The following is a 17,784-nucleotide window of genomic DNA, read 5'->3' as shown; positions in this document are numbered from 1 at the left end:
TAACCTTGTTAAGAAAGTAAGGCTTGGCAACAGGTGTTGTTTCTGTTGTTGCGGGTACAGGCGCGCAAGGTTCGGCTAACGGACCAGCCAGCGCAGCAACCTTTTATGAGCCTGATGGAATAGTTTTAGATGCTGCGGGTAATATTTATATAGGCGATCAAGGCAATAACCTGATCCGTAAAATTACGCCTACTGGTGTCGTTACTACCCTTGCGGGTACAGGCGCGCAAGGTTCGGCTAACGGACCTGCTAATGGAGCAAGTTTTTATAGTCCAAGGGGGCTGGCTATCGATCTATCAGGAAACATCTATGTTGCCGATCAGGCAAATAATTTAATAAGAAAAATTACACCGACGGGGGTAGTAACTACCGTTGGCGGTAACTCATTCAATTCTCCAACAGGGGTAGGGATAGATGTGGCAGGCATTTTGTATGTTGCAGATGCGGGTAGTAATAGTATTAAAAAGATAGCTACTAATGGCACTGTAACTACTTTTGCAACCGGGCTTAGTTTTCCTCGAGAGATCAGGATTAACAATGACGGCGACTGTTATGTAACTAATCAAAACACCAATTCAATAGTAAAAATATCACCGGCCGGGGTAGTGACCCCTGTCGCAAGTTCGGGTTTTAATAGCCCAATTGGTTTAGTACTTGACGGCCTTGGGAATTTATATATTGCTGATAGCGGTTCTAGTTCAGTAAAAAAAGTAGTGATAGCCAACTATACTATTGATAAATCGTTACCCACAGGTTTAGTGTTTGACAATAAAACAGGCATCATTAGTGGAACTCCAACCGCACCTTCGTCTGCCACCAATTATACCATTACTGCATATAATACTACAGGCAGCAGCAGTACAGTTGTAAACATTCAAGTAAATGCTGCTCCTGTTTTAAATGCCGCGCCTAATATTAGTTACCCCACCCCACAAGTTTATACGGTAAATACACCAATAACAACTTTGACCCCAACCAATAGTGGTGGGGCGGTACCTTCGTATGCATATGGGTCTGTTGGTGTATTTGCAGGCAACGGTACCGCAGGTAGCACTGATGCTACGGGTACGGCGGCAAGTTTTAACGCGCCGCAATCTATCGCTATTGATGCCACGGGCAATCTTTATGTGCCCGAGTACAATAATAAAATTATACGCAAAATAACCCCGGCGGGGGTTGTTACTACCTATGCCGGCGTGCTTTTTAGCCCTGGTAGTACAAATGGCCCGATGCTCTCGGCTACTTTTAACGGCCCAACATCTGTTGCGTTTGATAGTAGTGGCAACATGTTTGTAGCCGATTACCAGGGCGAAACCATACGCAAAATAACACCTGCCGGTATAGTAAGCACCTTTGCAGGGACCGGGATATTAGGATATTCAGATGGCCCAGGTACAACGGCAACCTTTAACCAGCCCTATGGTATAGCTATTGATAAAAATGATAATATTTACGTTGCCGAAGTCGGGAACCATACTATACGTAAAATAACACCTGCGGGTGTTGTAACAACGCTTGCCGGTAACGGCTTCGCAGGGCAGGCTAATGGTACTGGTTCATCAGCACAATTTTCAGGCCCCACCTATCTTACTACTGACGCCGCGGGCAACGTTTATGTATCAGACAGCGGCAATAACGCTATCCGTAAAATTACCCCCGGCGGTGTAGTAACCACTATTGCGGGTGTTTTACCTGGCGTGCCCCCGGCGTTATCAAACATAGGCATCCCCGGCGGGATAAGAATAACAGCCGCAGGCAACATATATTTTGCAAGTTTAAATAAGAACCAGATCTACGAGATCACATCAGCCGGTTCATTAGTGCTTATTGCCGGTAGCGGTGCAGTGGGTTCAGCAAACAGCTTTGGCGCTTCGGCAACATTTAATAGGCCGCAGGATATTGAATTTGACGCAACCGGTAATCTCTATGTAGCCGACCAATACAACTACCTGATAAGAACAGTAAACACAACAGGTTATACTATTGATAAAGCCTTGCCCGCCGGTTTAACTTTCGATGCCCGTACCGGCACTTTTGTTGGCACGCCAACCGTTACATCGCCACCTACCAACTATACGGTTACCGCTTATAACTTAGGTGGAGTAAGCACTACCGTGATAAACATTACTGTAAATGCAACGGCTGTAGTTAGCCCTCCTACTGTGGCTCCTGATATTACTTATACAACACCACCAATTTATACTACCAATACTGCTATAACCCCGTTATCGCCCACAAATAGAGGTGGCATAAGTACAAGTTATGCCATTGATAAAACTCTGCCCGCAGGTTTAATTTTTGATCCTACTACCGGAATAATTAGCGGTAAGCCAACAGCAACATCGCCGGTAATTAGCTATACCATTACTGCTTCTAATGTAGGGGGTAGCAGCACTAAGATTATAAATATCGAGGTAAAAAATCCTGGCACGCTTACACCATCATTAATTACATTCCCTATTCCGGTTGCCGGTGTGTCACAAGTTGGTGCTGATGGTGTTTTGGTAACAGGTGTTATAAGTAATAATACCGAATCACCCATTATATATACCAGCAGCAACCCCTCGATTGCCTATGTTGGTAGTGACGGATTAATACATGTCCTGGGCGGAGTCTCGGTTGATATTACCGCTTCGCAAAACGCTAGTACTAATTATACGGCTGCGGTGCCGATAACCCGTTCTTTTGTTTTTATGCAACGCGAGGATATTACATTCGCCAACATCTATACAAAAGGAATTTGCCAACCTGATTTCCCAGCAGGTGCAACAAGTTCAAATCCTAACATCCCAATTATTTATACCTCTTTTGACACAAGGGTTGCCACTGTTTCACCATCGGGCATAATTCATATTGTGGGTTCTGGCACAACCAGGATAACCGCTTCGCAGGCAGGAGATGCCCTACATTATGCAGCAATATCGCAATCACAATCTTTTACCATTACAGCCCCCATTAAACCAATAGTTGATGTTGTTACTAATAATTACTCTTATTGCCCAGATACCCCACAGCCTTTTAGTGCCATTGTTAGCAATTTAAGCCTATTAGGGCCTAACCCTGATTACCAATGGCAGGTAAATGGGCAAAACGTAGGCAGTAATAGCGATAAATATACCACTGTAGTTTCTATTACTGATATTATTAAATGCACAGTGACCAATCATCATATATGTGGCGATATAATCGGGATGGGCAGTACCTATAATATCCAACCATTACCCACTGCTAAATTAGCCGTACATGTTACCGCATCTAAAACCGGGCCCATTTGTAGCGGCACCTTCCTTACCTTTACCGCCCAACCAAATGATCTCGGCGTCAATCCCTCTTATCAATGGCAGGTAAATGGGGTAAGTGCAGGAAATAACAGCACAACATTTGGCACCAACAACTTAGTAAACGGCGATGTTGTTACCTGCGTTTTCACACACAGCAGTATGGCATGCCTGCCTAATCCTACAGTAACTTCAAACTCCGTTACGTTAAACATTGTTACCCCTGCAAATCCTGCACCTACGGTTAGTATTAGCCCATCTGTTAATCATGTATATGCGGGCACACCTATAACCTTTACGGCTACCGTACTTAGTGCTGTTGCAACTACCACTTACCAATGGAAGGTAAATGGTGCTAATGCGGGCACCAATAGCCCTACCTTTACGTCATCTGATTTTGCAAATAAGGATACGGTAACCTGCACTATTATAAGCGGTACCTGCGATGCACCGGCGATAAGCCCGGCTGTAACATTAATTATTTTGCCACCTTTTGTAATAAAACCGCCAAACACATTTACCCCTAATGGCGATGGCATAAACGATTTATGGAACATAATAGGTTTATCCGATTTTCCTAACTGCCTGGTAGCAGTATATAATCGTTACGGGTTAGAAGTTTTTAAATCAACAGGCTATAGCAAATCCTGGGATGGTTTATATAAAGCGAACTTACTCCCTACAGGTACTTATTATTATGTTATTGATCTTGATGGCAAAAAGCCTAAAGTAAGCGGATATGTTACTATAATAAGATAAATAATATCTTATTATATAACTCATTATCAGAAAAATAGCTGCTTTAAGGTTATAAAACACATTAAATGTTAATTACCATGCTAAGTGTGCAAAAGTATTATGTTAAAATATTAGTCTGCTAAATCTATAGAATATACATTTGTGTTAATTGTTATTATCGAGCTAAACCAATTGTTCTTTATGGTAATTTAATAAGTCAGTTAATACAAAGGGGAGAGCTATACAAGCCCTCTCTTTTTGTTTACAAGCCCCTCAATAACTTCCATATTTAGTAAACATCCTATCCATATTGGTGTTATAAAAATAAAACACCAAGCCATGATCGAGTCTAAAGACACCATACCAGCCGAAAAAGACGGCAAATATCAATTCCAGCTAAACTACTCGGGCCGCGAAGTACCTTGCATGGTAGAAAAAGAACAGCGAATGCTTCATGTTAAAATTGATGACAATCTGGAAGCCGAGCTAAAAATAAACAACAATGGCACTCTAACTCAAACAGGCGGTGCCCATATTCCGTATTCATGTATTGATTTTATAAAGAAACAGGTTTTGGGGCTGCATGTATAGGCAGCCCTCCCTTTCCGGGTAGGGTTTGGATGGGGCTGTTAACTTAACACCTCTTCCAATATCTCATGCGAATGCACATTGCCAAAACTTTCAATATGTAAAGCATAATATTCCAATAGCTTGGCTATTAAATAGCGGCGTTCATCGTTAGTTAATTTTAATGCAGCTAAATTTTCAAAATTGCATTGCAGCAGTTTGCCAAAGTTTTGGGTATGTGGCGGCGACAGGTACAAAACGCTATCAGGTTTATATTTAATAAAGACGCCGTTCTTTAAATCAAAATAGTCAGCTTCGTTTGCCTGGTACCTGTCGGGATAAAAACCCAGGTAACGGGTAAGCTGTATTAAAAACAAAAGATGGAAATTAGCTAACCCTACTGTTTGATGATCTAACCACTCGATAGCGTTAAAAACAAAATCAAACAGGTTTTCATCTGCCGATTGCTGGCGGATGGATTTATACAGCACCTCGTTTAAAAATAGTACCATGCTACTTTTTATTACATCGTAAGGGATGCTTTGTAAAACGGGCGATGTTTTTAATTCGGAAATCCGCTGTACGTTACCGGCCGCTTTATGATAGACCACCATATCAAGCAGGTGCAGTGGTTGCAGCATATTGCGGCTTATTTTGGCCCTAGGCTTTTTAACCCCGTTGATGATGTATGATTGCAAACCCAGCTTCTCTGTAAATACCTGAACGATGACACTGGTTTCGCCATAGTCGGTAGTTTTAAGTACTATGCCCCGGGTTTTATGCAGCATGGATTAACAAGAGCAGTTTGGGTAAGAAAATAATAGCACCGGTTATCAGGGCAAATAACGCGGCAATAACTACTGCACCTGCACCAATATCTTTAACATGGCCGGCAAGCTCGTTGTAATCGGGCGATACCAGGTCGACCAAAAACTCTAACGCGGTATTAAACAACTCGGCCATTAAAACTATGGCGATGCAGAGGATGATCCATTGCCACTCGTTTACCGAGATATGCAAGGCATAACCCATAAAAACTGCCAGCATAGACGCTACCAGGTGCACCCTAAAATTTAGCTGCGTTTTAGCAGCATAGCCTAATCCATTAAATGCATACCCAAAACTGCGGATGAGTTTTTTCATTGCATCAAATTTACTGAAAAGCCACGACTTGCAATCACACCGGTGTTAAGACTTTTGCCGGTAGTAAAAATTGCCGTTTTCCGGGTATTGGGCCTAATGCCGGTAGTAATTTGAGGCGCTTTTCTAGTATTAGACTTAATGCTGGTAGTAATTTTAACAATTTTTCGGGTATCAAAGCTCATGCCGGTAGTAATTTTTTCACATTAAAGACTAGTAATCAGCTCATTTAATAAAAATCAAAGAACTTTTATTAAATTTTTGGCGAAAATAAAATATCAATATTCGATTTGCTTTATTAAGCGTCAGATAATATCAGGATGCTACAATATACAAAAAAGTTGCCGGTTAAATGGTGGCGGTGATTTGAACTCCCTCTTTCCGCCGCAAGCGGTAAAGAGAATTTGTTTTTAATTATTTAACCAGTTCCACAATCGAATAAACCTCTACCCCCGGCACGCTAAACCTCGCAACCCCATTTACATAAGTAAAAGGTACATCTGTATTTGCCGGTTGTAATTTTATGGCGCGCGGTTTGGCGGTAGTTACAGAGATGTTTAGCTGATTGGTTATTGCAGGCAGTTTAAAATCAAGCTGGTTATTACTTAAAACATCAAAATGATCGTTCACATTTACCAAATGGATCAGGGTAGACTTGCCTTTGGTATTTATAGTAACATGAACTTTGGCTGATCCCGTAACGGTTACTTTAGGATCAGCGAACAACTTAGTCACGATCCCGGCAACAGCCAGGCGCAAAGTATCGTTGCCGGTTTTTAAGTATTTAAGCGATATATTATCATCAATACAAGCAATAGTACCTTTGCCATAAACATGGGCACGTACTGTTAACCCGGCTATGTTGTTTTTATCGGCCATGGTGTTATCAGGCAACATTTTGGTAAACAGGTGCCCATCGCCAATAGCTAAGACCTTGCCGCCTTGTTGTACATAATTTTCAACTTTAGTTATAAACTCCGGCGAAAGTTTTTTCCACTCCGTAATAACTAAGACCGGGTATTTAGATAATGAGTTTTGTAAATGATGTTCCTGTAATAATTGCACACTGTATTGCGAGTTTAGCAGCATAGCCAACATACCTTTAACATTGTTGTTGCCCCCCTGCCCGTTCTCAAATATGCCCGGCGACTCGTTATAATGCCCATCCTCTGATAACAATAGTGCCACCTGCGGTATGGGAGTGCTTTCATAGCAATAAGCCTTACGCTCACGGCAAAAGGCCGAAACTTCTGTCAGCATAGGTACTGTATTTAATTGCAACGAAGCGTCCCGGTTTTGGGGGATATAAACCTGGTAGCCGCCGCCTTGTGCTAATACCAGCGCGGCCTTTTGCTCTAATTGTAGTGCGCTTTTCCAGAAAAAGCCTTTACCGTTTTTATCATTCATAAATCCCCAGGCCATCAGATCCCATGGTTTGCCTTGCGGAGCCAGGGCGCGGGCTTCAAATTCTACATCAGGCACGGCATCGCTTACAAAATCACCGGACAGGTAATCAACCGGCGCGTCAACCTTACCCGGCATAAATGACGAGAATGACCAATTACTGGTGACGATCAGCTTGGGGTTAAATTTATGTACGGCGTTAATATAATGCGTTAAATATTGATGAAAAGAATAACGCGTAAATTGCTTGTACGCTGCCCAATCGGCATCCCTTCCCGAATGTGGAACCTGGTCTTTACCGCTATATTTCTTGTAAGCCGCTATCGCCGCAGGCGAATAATCATTTTGCAATGCCCAGCACTCGCCATCAACCCAAACACCGTTAATATGGTACTTACTGCTTAGCTCGTTTATCTGCGGAATAAAATAATCATCGGCATACTTGCCAAATATGGATGTAGCACCTTTATCCGGTTGGCCATTAGCATTTATACGCCCCCAATCGGGATGGTCCTTAACCGCTTGAGCATCCAACACTCCCGAGAAATGCGAAAATAAACCGATACCTCTTTTAGCGGTTTCGTCCCTAAAAATTCTTAACGGGTCCTGCACAATATCAGGCGCGGCCACGCCTACCGTGGTGGGGTAGCTTGATATACCGGGATGTCCCTTGGTATCTACCTGTATATAATCGGGCTTAACTTTGTCCAGTAGATCGCCTACGTCTTCGACCTTGAGGGTTTTGCCAATTCCGCGCGTATCCGGGTTGGCATGAAAATCAAAATGCACACCAAAAAAACGGTCGGTTGCTTTAAAATTATTGCTGTTTTGCGCCGATGCATAAAAAGGCAGGGCTATAAGTACCATTATATACCGGTAAAATTTATGTCGTATCATAGTGCTTGTAAAGACTTATTTGGCAATATAAATATATGAAAATTGGATAAAGTGACAAAGGCCTCCCCTCACTACCGTGTATATACATCTTGCAGGCAAAACCCCAGAGGGGTTTAAGGTCGGTAGAAATAAAAGTAAGCAATCATTATGTGCCGTAGGTACATTACTTGTACATCGAAAAGCCGACCAACCCGCTTGAATAAGATCCGTGCGTCAGATTTCGCACCTACGGAGCGAAAGGATAACTTTTAAACTATTTTCTACCGAGCTTTTGCTCCTAACGGAGCAAGTTCTAAAACCTCTGGTGAGGTTAATATATGTGTACACATAGTAGCTTTGCTGCGCGAAGAGAGGATTTTGTCGTTTTAGTATCATACGCTATAATTTCATCCTCAAAATATATGCTTTTTCATACTAAATTCCGTACTTTTGCAACCTCTAAAATTTGAGGTGTAATAGGCTAATGTACAAGGAATATAAGCAATTAAATTTATCGCAAACGGGTAAAGACGTACTGGAGTTTTGGAAAGAGAATAACATCTTCGAAAAAAGCATCAGCAGCCGCCCTGCCGATAACCCATATACATTTTATGAGGGCCCGCCAAGTGCTAATGGCATGCCCGGCATCCATCACGTAATGGCCCGCGCCATTAAGGATATTTTTTGCCGCTACAAGACGCTTAAAGGCTATCAGGTTAAACGCAAAGGTGGCTGGGACACTCACGGCCTGCCTATTGAGCTAGCTGTTGAGAAGGCCTTAGGAATAACCAAAGACGACATCGGCAAAAAGATCACCGTAAAAGAATATAATGATGCCTGCCGCAAAGAGGTAATGCGCTATACCGATATCTGGAACGACCTTACCGAAAAGATGGGCTACTGGGTCGACTTGGAGCACCCTTATGTTACTTACGAAAACAAATACATTGAATCGCTTTGGTGGATATTGAAACAATTGCATGCCAAAGGATTTTTATATAAAGGTTATACCATACAGCCATACTCGCCAAAATCGGGTACCGGACTAAGCTCGCACGAGTTGAACCAGCCGGGCACTTATAAAATGGTGAAGGATACCACCATAACTGCGCAGTTTAAAGTTAAACGGGATAAGGATTCGGAGTTTTTATATAGTGACATCAATACTGATCTGTTTATATTAGCCTGGACCACCACCCCGTGGACCTTGCCATCAAACAGCGCGCTAGCAGTTGGTGAAAAGATTAGCTACGTTAAAATAGCAACTTTTAATCCTTATACTTTCGAGCCTATCACGGTAGTATTGGCTAAGGATCTGGTTGCTAAATTATTTAAAGCAGATGGCGAAAACACTTCGTTTGCCGATTATAAAGCCGGCGATAAACTAATCCCATGGGCAATAAAAGGAACTTTTAAGGGGTCCGAATTAGTTGGATTGCATTATGAGCAATTGATGCCTTATGTAACTAATAGCGACTTGGAGGAAAACGGTTTCCGTGTTATTGCAGGCGATTTTGTTACTACCGAGGATGGTACGGGTATAGTACATATTGCACCAACGTTTGGCGCGGATGACTTTAGAGCAGCTAAAGAAGCAGGCGTACCTGCCGTAATGGTGAAGGACGAAGCAGGAAAAGACGTACCGTTAGTTAATAAGCAAGGTAAGTTTGTTGATGAAGTAACAGATTTTGCAGGCTACTACGTTAAAGAAGAATATTACAGCGATGCTGAACGCGCAGTTGATGGTTTTAAACCAACGGACGTACTCATCTCCATAAAATTAAAAACCGAGAACAAAGCGTTCGATGTTAAGAAATACGAACACAGCTATCCACACTCTTGGCGCAGTGATGAGCCTATTTTATATTATCCGTTAGATAGTTGGTTCATCAAAACCACCGCCGTTAAGGATAAAATGGTAGAGCTGAACAAAACCATCAACTGGAAACCAGAATCGACCGGAACGGGCCGCTTTGGTAACTGGCTGGAGAATTTGGTGGATTGGAACCTGTCGCGCTCACGCTATTGGGGTACACCACTACCTATCTGGCGCGAGGAAGATGGCGGCGAGGAACTTTGCATCGGCTCGATTGCTGACCTGAATACCGAGATCCAAAAATCTATCGCCGTAGGCTTAATGCCCAAAGGTTTTGTGCTGGAAGATATGCATAGGCCTTACGTGGATGATGTGATATTGGTATCATCAACAGGCAAGCCAATGTACCGCGAGTTGGATTTGATTGACGTTTGGTTTGATAGCGGCGCCATGCCTTACGCGCAATGGCATTTCCCGTTCGAGAATAAAGAAGAATTTAAAAACTCCTACCCGGCTGATTTTATAGCCGAAGGTGTCGACCAAACCCGTGGCTGGTTCTTTACGCTGCATGCCATAGCCGTTATGCTAAGCGAGGCTAGTGATGAGATAAAAGAGATCAATGCCGAGGTTGGCAATAAAGGTGTAGCGTTTAAAAACGTCATATCAAACGGTTTGGTGCTGGATAAAAACGGCAACAAAATGTCTAAACGTTTAGGCAATGGCGTTGATCCGTTTGCTACCATTGAGCAGTTTGGCGCCGATGCGCCACGCTGGTACATGATAAGCAATGCCGCGCCATGGGATAATTTGAAATTTAATGTTGATGGCATAGATGAGGTTCGCCGGAAATTCTTCGGTACGCTTTATAATACCTATACATTCTTTGTGATGTATGCCAATATTGATAAGTTTAAATACAGCGAAGCTGAAATAGTCATAAATGATCGCCCGGAAATTGACCAGTGGATCATATCGCTATTAAATACCCTGACCAAAGAGGTTGACGATTTTTATGCTGATTTTGAGCCTACCAAAGCGGCCCGGGCTATACAGGATTTTGTCGATATTAATTTAAGTAACTGGTTTGTTAGGTTAAGCCGCCGCCGTTTCTGGAAATCAGACAACTCGGCTGATAAGCTTTCTGCATATCAAACGTTATATACCTGCTTAACTACGGTAGCTAAGCTGATGTCGCCTATCGCGCCGTTCTTTGCAGAGCGTTTATATACCGATCTGAATAGCATCACCAAAAAAGAGGCATTTGAATCAGTGCATTTGGCTTATTTCCCCGAGTATAACCAAGCTTTGGTAAATGCCAGGCTGGAAGAGCGTATGCAAATGGCGCAGGATATATCGTCATTAGTATTATCGCTGCGTAAAAAGGTGGGTATTAATGTTAGGCAGCCATTAAGTAAAATATTATTGCCGATACTGGATAAAGGCTTTAAAAACCAGGTTGACCAGATTAAAGAGCTGATACTGTCCGAAACCAATATCAAGGATATAGAGTATATTACCGACACTGCCGGCTTTATAAAAAAGAAGATCAAACCAAACTTTAAAGCATTAGGCGCCAAAGTGGGTAAGGATATGAAGGTTGTGGCAGAAGTGATAAATAATTTTACACAGGAAGATATAGCTGAGTTGGAAGAAAAAGGAGAAATCCCGATACTTGATACTAAGTATTTGATACTCCCGGCTGACGTTGAAATTATTGCAGAAGATGTCCCCGGATGGCAGGTAGCAAATTTAGGCAAACTAACCGTGGCTTTAGATGTTACCCTTACCGAAGAGTTGAAGGAGGAGGGAATATCCCGCGAATTGATAAACCGTATACAGAATCTGCGCAAAAGCAAGGGATTTGAAGTAACCGACAGAATAACTGTCAGGCTTACAGATCATTCATTTATTAGCCGTGCCCTAAATAATAATTTATCATATATTTGCGCCGAAATTTTAGCTGACAGCATTGTGCTTGATAATCAGTTAAATGAAGGTGAAACAGCTACTATTGAAGATAACGAAATAATTATTGCTATTAATAAAGTATAAATGAAAGTAGAAAACGAAAAGACCAGATATAGTGATTCTGAGTTGAAAGAATTTAAAGATCTATTATTAGATAAATTAGCAAGCGCTAAAGAAGAGTTAAATGCCTTGGCAACTTCTTTAAGTTCGCCAAATGCTAACGGTACCGATGACACTGCAGGTACTTATAAAACACTGGAAGATGGATCGGCAACTTTAGAGAAAGAGCAGATCAATCAACTGGCTGCACGTCAGAAAAAATTTATTGAGCAATTAGAAGCCGCTTTAGTGCGTATTGAAAATAAAACTTACGGTATTTGCCGCGAGAGTGGTAAACTAATACCTAAAGAGCGTTTGCGTGCAGTACCGCACACTACGATGACCATGGAAGCTAAATTAAAGCAATAAATGAAGGCTGTTTATACCAAACCTTTTTTAACCGCTTTACTAATTATCATTGCCGATCAGCTCATTAAAATATGGGTTAAGTTCCATATGTACCAGGGCGAGGAAATTAAATTCCTGGGCGACCGTGGCATGCTGCACTATACCGAAAACAACGGCATGGCCTTCGGCATGGAACTTGGTGGCGATTGGGGCAAACTGGCTTTAACGCTGTTCCGCATTGTTGCGGTAATAGCTATAGGGTACGGCATTGTTTATTTAATTAAGCATAAATACCATCGCGGCTTAATAATGAATGGCGCGCTGATATTGGCAGGCGCTATTGGTAATATTATTGACTCTACGTTTTATGGTGTGGTTTATCATTATGCGCCCTTGTTTCATGGCCGTGTTATAGATATGTTTTATTTCCCGCTAATATCAGGCGTGTTCCCTAACTGGGTACCGGTTTGGGGCGGGCAGGATTACATGTTTTTCCGCCCGGTATTTAACCTGGCCGATGCATCTATATCAATAGGTGTTATCCTGATACTGATCTTCCAGAAACACTATTTTAAACAGGAAGTGCCGGAACAAAGCGCTCCCAACAACGAAATGGTGGAAGAATAACCCATTTTTCTATATAAAATACATAGAGCCGCGTTAAGCGGCTTTTTTGTGTGTATTGCTTTTATTTTTTAGCGACAACCAAACACAACTATCTTAATTATTGCAATTGGCAATATATTATTTTACATAATATGGATAATTGCATATAAATTACCCGCCCTATCGCACACAAACCAAATCAACTGTCCTTTATTTATGATATTTATATATAAATCGGCTTAAAAAAATTACATTTTATAATTTATTGCGGTTTTTTTATTAATTTTTATAGGATAATTAAAACATATTACTACTTTAGCAAAAGCAATCGATCAAATCATAGCGTTCTTTATAGTTTTTTAACATTTTGTTAAATAATTACGCGCCAAACCGGCACTTAATTCATTTCAACTCAATTTATTTAACCTTCAAACTATGATTGTCAAAAATTTCATTCAACAACCCTCATCGGGTCTGTTATTTGGTGCAGTGCCATCGGTACTATCATCCTCATCCGGACATTTTCATGTATTGGCATTTGATGCCGGCCAACGCCGCGAGCATCTGTTTTTGCTATATCTGCAATCATAGTTTCTCTAACCAGCATTTTAATTAATCACTTTAACAATTTTCAACATGAAAAAATTTGTACCATTTGGCATCCTTATTATTGTAGTGGCCCTCGCGTTCGCGTTTCCGGGCGCTGTAGTAGCACCAGCTGCAAAAACACCTATAGACAAAGCCGACACAGCCTGGTTGCTGATATCAACAGCTTTGGTATTATTAATGACACCCGGACTGGCGTTTTTTTACGGCGGCATGGTTCAAAAAAAGAATGTGATCTCTACCATGCTGCAGAGTTTTGTTTGTATGGGCTTGATCACTATTATCTGGGTAGTATTTGGCTTTAGCCTTGCCTTTGGCGAGGACGTTGGCGGCTGGGGGTTGATAGGCAACCCTAAATCATTTTTTATGATGCAAAATACGCTGGGCGTACCATGGGGCACTATCCCGGTTATCTTGTTTGCTATGTTCCAGTTAAAATTCGCGGTAATTACACCGGCGTTAATAACAGGAGCATTTGCAGAGCGTATCCGCTTTAACTCATATTTGATATTCATCACCTTATTTATAGTATTTATATACGCGCCGCTTGCCCACGCAACCTGGCATCCCGAAGGTTTCTTCTTTAAAATGGGTGTATTGGATTTTGCAGGCGGTACAGTTGTACACATGTCTGCAGGTTGGGCTGCTTTGGCTTCGGCATTATACCTTAAAAAACGTAATGAGATACCAGCGTCACACACACCAGCACGTATCAGCTACGTAATATTAGGTACAGGTTTACTATGGTTCGGTTGGTTTGGTTTCAATGCAGGATCTGCATTAGGCGCCAACGAATTAGCTTCAACAGCTTTGGCTACTACAACTACTGCATCAGCCGCGGCTGCCATTGCCTGGGTATTTTTTGATATCCTGCGTGGTAAAAAGCCATCAGCTATGGGCGCATGTATAGGCGCAGTTGTAGGTTTGGTAGCCATAACACCGGCGGCAGGTTTCGTAACAGTATCAAGCTCATTAATAGTAGGTATAGTTGCAGCAGTAGTTAGTAACCTGGTAGTGATCTGGAGAAGCAAAACCAATATTGATGATACATTGGACGTATTCCCTTGCCACGGTGTTGGGGGCATGGCGGGTATGTTATTAACAGGCGTATTTGCTACCAAAAGCGTTAACAGCGCAGGTGCAGACGGCTTATTTTATGGCGAAACCGCTTTATTTGTTAAACACTTGATAGCATTGGTTGCTGTATCTGCTTTCGCATTTATAGGTGCATTTATCCTGTTAAAAGTAACAGATATGATAAGCCCGTTACGTGTAACACCTGCAGAAGAGCTGTTGGGCCTTGACGTTAGTCAGCACGATGAAGAACTTTAATAGCATTCAATTACAACAGCGGTTACGATTTGTAACCGCTGTTAATTTCTAATTACAAAGAAGATAAAAAAGAAGATCGTTAACGGTTAAAATCAAATAGTTTTCTTATTTTTATCATATAGAATAACGTTTTAATGAAATTGAAGATAGGCCATTTCTTAAAATTATCATTTGCACTATTGCTTTGCTGCGCGTTCTTTATCAGCAAGGGCAAATCGCATGCGCTTGCCTATCAAAACAATCAGCATACCACTTTATCAAAAGCATTTCATACCCCAAATGTACCGGTTAACCCGTTTATTAAGTTCAACCTTATCGGCGGCAACCAGGAAGCTATACGCCTGGTTCATAAAATTACCAACCCGGTATTTGCAGCTTATCTTATCCCGCAAAGCGCAACTAACTGTATAAAGTATTTTAATTTTTTCTCCGGATATAACGATCACAGATACACGCTTCAAAACGCAGATTTTCTGTTTCCCTTCCACGTTTTTTGGTAGCAACCAAAAGGTATCTGTTACTTAGCTAAATAATAATCAATTACCTGTTATTGATTAATAGCCCTTTGCTGTTTTCGCACATGGGTATAGCTTTTTCTTTCAGATATCATCTCAATCTTCCTGTTGCTTTTATAGCAGTTATGGTACCCAATAATACATGCAAGCCTCTTGTACGTCTTTATTTGGCCAGCTTTACAAGCGCACACCTTTAGATTTGATTGATTGCTACAACAATACTAAATACACGTGCATAAATTTGTAAGCCAGCCTCCTGATGATCGCGACACCATCAGTTAATAAAGATTTCACTATAGCAGGAAAGGCTGGTTCCAGGGGGATCAGCCTTTAATTAAACTTACCCGGTACCGTAGCCAGTAAACACAGGTATAAAAATAAATTATATTTCGCTTTTTAGAAGATTTGCTGTGAAATAAACAGCGTTGCTAAACTGCGCGTAATAAAGAGTTTTAATCGTTTGTTGTTGATCGGTTAAATGTGAGAGCCTGCATCCTGTAATTACAGGAGCAGGCTTTTTTATTTCACATTTGTATCATTATGGCTTCACCTGTTCGGGCGGCCTGCGTTCCTGCTGGCGCTGTGGTGGCGGTTGAACCTGCTTTTGTTGCTGTTGCTGGGCTCTTTGTTGTTGTTGAGCCTGTTGCTGCTGCTGGCGTTGCGCTTGTTGTGCCTGTTGCGCTTGCTGTTGTTGGGCTTGCTGAGCTTGCTGTTGCTGTTGAGCCTGTTGCTGCTGCTGACGTTGCCCTTGTTGTGCCTGTTGCGCTTGCTGCTGTTGGGCTTGCTGTTGTTGACGTTGCCCTTGTTGCTGAGCTTGCTGCTGTTGTGCCTGTTGGTCGCGTTGAGCACGCTGCTGATCTCTTTGCGCTTGTTGTGCTTGCTGCTGTTGAGCCTGTTGTTGCTGACGTTGTACTTGCGGAGCCTGTTGAGCTTGTTGTTGTTGTTGCGCTTGTTGCCTTTCCTGCTCGCGCAATACACGCTGCTGACCATTTACAGCTCTTTGTTGCTGTTGTTGTATGGTATTGCCTGTACGTTGCTGATCCAGTTGCTGTTGCACCTGCTCGCTCTGGCCTAACTGTATCTGTTGTTGCTGTTGCTGCATTTGCTGCCTGCGTCCCTGGCGCAGGTTACGTTGCTGATCATTTAAAGCCTGTTGCTTTTGTTGCAGATCATTCCCCGTTTGTTGTGGAGGCTGTTGCTGCTGTTGTGCCTGCCCTCTTTGCCGTTGTACCTGTTGTGCCTGATTTTGTTGTACGGTCTGATTCTGCTGCTGAACTTGTTGTTGCCTTTGCTGCTCGCGTTGCACTCGTTGTTGTACTTGCGCGTCATTACCATTTTGTTGATTTGGCGGTGTTACATTAGGGCGATTCTCCGGGCGTCCGCGTCTTTGAGTCGGTGTAGATGGCGCGCTTGCAGCAGGTTGTCCCGGCTGAGGGGTATTAGTTTGGTTACCCCTTTGTTCCGGACGATTACCTTGCTGACCCCCACCTGGATTGTTACCCGGGCGACGGTTTACACGCACTACATTGTTGTTATCATTTGTATTACGGGCAACAGTAGCCAATTTTGCAGCATTGGCAGGGTTAAACCCGGCCGCACCGCCTGGCCCACGGTGTGCAATCCCCTGGTTAGGGTTTTGCTGTTTGTAAGCATTTGCATCAACTACCCGTGCAGGCTTAGCATCAGGCGTACGCCTAACTGTCGGCCTGAATATATTTACCGTTTGGTTTTGTACGCTAATAACACCTGGCCTTGACGCATTACTAACACCATATACAGGCGGGCGACGATGCGTATAGCGCTCTATATCCGCAGCCCCGGGACCGGCAATATAACTGCGGCCCCCATTTACATAGGTATTATTAATAATGGTTGTCCTATTAATAATATTCACTGCCCTTGATTGCGGCACATAATAATTATAAACATTCGGGCGATTAATATATGCCTCGGGCGCAAAGGCCCAATAATTATTAGGCACACGATAGCCCCTGCCAAACGACAGGCTGATACTTATGCCCGGCATCAACGGCGCCCAGCCATAATAACCGCCGCCATGGCGCCAGCTAACCCATGCAGGTGCCCACTCATAACCCGGTATCCATTCCCAGCCATAATAATCGTCATAGCGCCAGCGGCCATAGTGGAAGGTTGCCCATCCCCACGGATAATCTGACACCCAGGTATTACCATATCTTGTTAGAACCCAATGGCCCTGTGTGCCATAAGGCCTAAAGTCTTCCTGTACATCGGGTACCCAAACATCGCCATATTGCGGGTCGTTTACCCAGGTACCGTAAGGTTGTAATTCATCATAAAAGTCTTGTTCAGATATATACTCATTCTGCGCCATACTTTTACGCGGAGCGGCTACTATCAGCAACAATGCCAACAGGCTAACACCCCATATTTTATTTAATATTTTCATGATCTAAACGTTTTTTTGAATACAGGCTTTAGGTGCGGACTTTATTTTTTGGACAGTATAAAG

At 42.6% G+C, this 17,784-nt stretch carries 12 protein-coding genes; 8 read left to right on the top strand and 4 right to left on the bottom strand.

Going from position 1 to position 17,784, the window contains the following annotated elements:
* The first annotated feature begins 23 nt into the window (after positions 1-23).
* Positions 24-4,037: a gliding motility-associated C-terminal domain-containing protein gene (locus tag JWQ34_RS18315; RefSeq protein WP_299359828.1), complete on the top strand. Its 4,014-nt coding sequence runs from the start codon at positions 24-26 to the stop codon at positions 4,035-4,037.
* A 318-nt stretch (positions 4,038-4,355) separates the two neighbouring features.
* A complete protein-coding gene (locus JWQ34_RS18310) occupies positions 4,356-4,607 on the top strand; it encodes a hypothetical protein (protein WP_299359825.1) in 252 nt (83 codons plus the stop codon).
* A gap of 38 nt (positions 4,608-4,645) precedes the next feature.
* Here the strand turns inward: JWQ34_RS18310 and recO are convergent, their stop codons facing one another.
* From recO to JWQ34_RS18295, 3 genes are all read right to left on the bottom strand, one after another.
* On the bottom strand, positions 4,646-5,371 hold the full coding sequence (gene recO, locus JWQ34_RS18305) for a DNA repair protein RecO (protein WP_299359822.1): 726 nt from the start codon (positions 5,369-5,371) through the stop codon (positions 4,646-4,648).
* The gene (locus tag JWQ34_RS18300; RefSeq protein WP_299359820.1) at positions 5,361-5,726 is read right to left on the bottom strand and encodes a diacylglycerol kinase family protein; all 366 of its coding nucleotides are present in this window, start codon (positions 5,724-5,726) and stop codon (positions 5,361-5,363) included. The genes recO and JWQ34_RS18300 overlap by 11 nt, the downstream gene beginning before the upstream one ends.
* A 411-nt stretch (positions 5,727-6,137) precedes the next feature.
* Positions 6,138-8,024, bottom strand: coding sequence for a hypothetical protein (locus JWQ34_RS18295; protein WP_299359818.1), 1,887 nt, complete (start codon positions 8,022-8,024; stop codon positions 6,138-6,140).
* A gap of 463 nt (positions 8,025-8,487) precedes the next feature.
* On the opposite strand from JWQ34_RS18295, the gene ileS reads away from it, so the two are divergent.
* The 6 genes from ileS to JWQ34_RS18265 all read left to right on the top strand — a co-directional run bounded on the left by ileS (position 8,488) and on the right by JWQ34_RS18265 (position 15,278).
* Entirely contained in the window at positions 8,488-11,871 is a 3,384-nt protein-coding gene (gene ileS / locus JWQ34_RS18290) for an isoleucine--tRNA ligase (RefSeq protein WP_299359817.1), read from the top strand.
* On the top strand, positions 11,872-12,255 hold the full coding sequence (locus tag JWQ34_RS18285; protein ID WP_299359814.1) for a TraR/DksA C4-type zinc finger protein: 384 nt from the start codon (positions 11,872-11,874) through the stop codon (positions 12,253-12,255).
* Positions 12,256-12,861: a lipoprotein signal peptidase gene (locus JWQ34_RS18280; RefSeq protein WP_299359812.1), complete on the top strand. Its 606-nt coding sequence runs from the start codon at positions 12,256-12,258 to the stop codon at positions 12,859-12,861.
* A gap of 414 nt (positions 12,862-13,275) precedes the next feature.
* Positions 13,276-13,431, top strand: coding sequence for a hypothetical protein (locus tag JWQ34_RS18275; protein WP_299359809.1), 156 nt, complete (start codon positions 13,276-13,278; stop codon positions 13,429-13,431).
* 45 nt (positions 13,432-13,476) lie between these two features.
* A complete protein-coding gene (locus JWQ34_RS18270; RefSeq protein ID WP_299359807.1) occupies positions 13,477-14,778 on the top strand; it encodes an ammonium transporter in 1,302 nt (433 codons plus the stop codon).
* A 134-nt stretch (positions 14,779-14,912) separates the two neighbouring features.
* Positions 14,913-15,278, top strand: coding sequence for a hypothetical protein (locus JWQ34_RS18265; protein ID WP_299359805.1), 366 nt, complete (start codon positions 14,913-14,915; stop codon positions 15,276-15,278).
* Between the two features lie 553 nt (positions 15,279-15,831).
* Here the strand turns inward: JWQ34_RS18265 and JWQ34_RS18260 are convergent.
* Positions 15,832-17,721, bottom strand: coding sequence for a DUF6600 domain-containing protein (locus JWQ34_RS18260; protein WP_299359803.1), 1,890 nt, complete (start codon positions 17,719-17,721; stop codon positions 15,832-15,834).
* Between the last annotated feature and the right edge of the window lie 63 nt (positions 17,722-17,784).

Source organism: Mucilaginibacter sp. (assembly GCF_028288185.1).
Taxonomy (GTDB): Bacteria; Bacteroidota; Bacteroidia; order Sphingobacteriales; family Sphingobacteriaceae; genus Mucilaginibacter.
Note: the sequence above shows the minus strand (reverse complement) of the source record. Positions and strands in the feature narration are given on the sequence as shown.